The organism is Streptomyces sp. NPDC059456 (assembly GCF_042750055.1).
Classification (GTDB): domain Bacteria; phylum Actinomycetota; class Actinomycetes; order Streptomycetales; family Streptomycetaceae; genus Streptomyces.
On record NZ_JBHYVA010000993.1, the window covers coordinates 1 to 2,161 of the forward strand.

Annotated in this window: 1 protein-coding gene; it reads right to left on the reverse strand. The window is 79.5% G+C overall.

The features are described 5' to 3' along the window. Window positions 1-10: 10 nt before the first annotated feature. On the reverse strand, window positions 11-2,161 hold a 2,151-nt coding region (locus ACFXA3_RS41440; RefSeq protein WP_385196507.1), incomplete at its 5' end, for an SAV_2336 N-terminal domain-related protein.

Sequence of the window (2,161 nt, forward strand, 5' to 3'; positions counted from 1 at the left end):
ATACAATCTCTCAGTGTCGGCGGCCGCGTATTTTGTTTATAAGACACCGCCGCCGCCCCCGGCCGGGGGCGGGCCGCAGCGCCGGGTCGGCCGCCGGGCCGCCGGCCGCCGCCTCCAGTGCGGAGCGGGCCTCGCGCAGCGGGCCCGTGTCCTCGCGGAGCTCGCCGAGGCGGACCAGGGTCCGGGCCCGGCGCACCACGCAGTCCAGCCGCAGCCGCGGGTCCAGGTCGGGGACGCCGGCGACGGCCGCGAACTCCCGTTCGGCGGCGGCGAGCAGCTCCGCGTCGGGTTCGGCCGCGAGGGCCCGTTCGTGCAGCACCCGGCCGAGGAGGGCCCGGGCGGGCGGGGTGCCGAGCCCGGCCACCGCCTGCTCGGCCTCCGCCAGCAGTTCCGGGTCCCGCTGGCCGGCCCACAGCCGCAGCAGTACCGCGGCCAGCTCGCATTCCGCCTCGCCGGGCGGGTCCTGGGGCCCGGCGGGTACGGCGAGGGCCCGGCGCAGGACGGCGGCGGCCTCGTACAGTCCGCGCGGGCCGCCGTCGCCCCCGTGGCGGTCCTGCGCGGCGAGCCGTTCGCGGGCCGTGCGCACCGCCCAGGCCCGCCCGGGCGCGGGTGCCACGGGTTCGGTGACGGCCGGGTCCGCGGTGGGCGGCCCGGGCAGGTAGCGGCGTACGACGCGTGCCGAGACCTCGGCGAAGGCCTGCGGGAGCCGGCCGGCGGGGACCCGTTCCTCGCCGGTCTCCTCGACGAGCGGGGCGCCGGTCAGCTGGGAGACGGCCAGCGCGGGGAAGTTCCGTACGCCCCGTCCGAAGTGCGCGAGGACGTACTCGGAGCAGTGCTTGAGCACCAGTGCGGCCTCGTCGCGGCCGAGCGGGCCCAGCAGGACGTCCTGGACGCCGGGTACGAACTCGTACCACTGCCCGGCGGCCCGGCCGCGCCGCAGCAGCCCGCTCAGCAGCACCTCCGCCAGGTCCGAGGGCTCGGAGTCCGGCAGCATCGTGCGCTGCACGAGGCGCATCACGGGCAGGGTCAGCGGGGCCGCCGACAGGTACACGGCGAGCTGTACGGCGCGCGGCGAGGCGGAGGCGCGGAAGCGGCGCACCAGCTCGCGCGGCGGGCGGACGGCGCGCGGCGGCGGGAGGGGCGCGGCGGGGTGGTCGGCGAGCACCCGGCCCACCTCGGCGGGGACGGGTCCGGTGCCCAGTCCGGCGACGAGCCGGGCCCAGGCGCCGAGCGCGGTGGCGCTGGGCGGCAGGACGGGGACGGTCAGTCCGCCGGTGGGCCGCCCGGGGCGGGCCGGCCGGTCGGGGCAGAAGCGCAGCCGGCCGGCGTTGCCGCCTTCGCGGGTGAGGGTGCCCCGCTCGGTCGGCAGCCAGCTGCGGCTCCACAGCCGCTGCGGCAGCGGCTGGACGACGACGCAGGGGGTGCACTCGGCCCACCGGTGCAGCAGCCGCTGGGCTTCTCCCTCGCGCCACAGGGGTCCGGCGCAGTCGGAGACGACCATGGTCAGTGCCCGCCCGGTCGGGTCGCGCAGCTGGTCCCCGGAGCGCAGCCGGGTGCCGGGGGCGGGTCCGCGGCCGACGGCGGCCCGGCCGTCGGCGAGCCGGTGCAGGTAGTGCACCTGGACGTCGCGGAACGCGCCGAGGCGTTCGCACACGGACCGCAGTTCCTCGAACATGTCGTGCCAGACGGCCATCGACGGGGAGGCGTCCATCACGAGCCGGACGGTCGCCTCGCGCCGGGTTTCGGGCCGCAGTACGGGGATGACCGTCCCGAGGGCGCGGGCGCTGGCCTCGGCGGTGGCCGGCTCGTCGAGGACGAGGCGGGCGGGCGGTCCGGGCGGGCGGTGCCGCTGGAGGGCGCGCAGGGCCCGCTGGATCTCCAGGATGCGGGGCAGCGCGGCCGCTCCGGGGACCCGTACGGGCACTCCGGCGCCGGCCGGGAACTCGCCCGGCTCCTCGGTGACGGCCCCCAGGACCCGGGAGGCGTAGAGCCGGACCGGGTCCTCGGGTTCGGGTTCGGGCCGTACGGGCTCCTCCTCGGGCGGTGGTGCGGCGCCCGGGGTCCGCGGCCGCCGGGGCTGCGCCGGGCGGCCCCGGTCCGGGGCGGCGGGGGGGGGGGGGGGCGGGGGCCCCCGCCCCCCCGCGCCGGCGGGCGGGTGTGT